The sequence below is a fragment of the Micromonospora sp. D75 genome (assembly GCF_018070405.1).
In the GTDB taxonomy this organism is placed as follows: domain Bacteria; phylum Actinomycetota; class Actinomycetes; order Mycobacteriales; family Micromonosporaceae; genus Micromonospora; species Micromonospora chalcea.
The window spans coordinates 1-393 of sequence record NZ_JAGPXV010001222.1 but is presented as its reverse complement, the minus strand read 5'-3'; the positions used below and the strand labels follow the sequence as shown (position 1 = coordinate 393).

General features: G+C 72.0%; 1 protein-coding gene. It reads left to right on the top strand.

The features are described from left to right. Positions 1–393: metallophosphoesterase (locus KBX39_RS32970; protein ID WP_247660847.1), on the top strand; the 393-nt coding region annotated here is incomplete at both ends.

The window sequence follows — 393 nt, the reverse complement described above, 5'->3', positions numbered from 1 at the left end:
CCGGCGACATGACCGACTGGGGCAGCGAGCCGGAGGCGTCCTTCGTCGGCTCGATCGGCCTGCTCAAGAAGCCGTACGTGTTCATCCGCGGCAACCACGACTCGCCGCGCACCGCCGCCGCGGTGGCCCAGCAGCCGAACGCGATTGTGCTGAACAACTCGATCACGACGGTGGGCGGGCTGACCATCGCCGGCATCGGCGACCCCCGCTTCACTCCGGACAAGGAGACCTCACCGGCCGGCAGCGGCCTCACCGCCGCCGTCGCCGACCAGGTGATCGGCGCCGGCGAACAGCTCGCCGCGACGGTCGAGAAGTCGCCGCGCAAGGTCGACATCGCGCTGGTGCACGATCCCGCCTCGGCCGGCCCGCTCTCCGGCACCTGCCCGCTGGTGC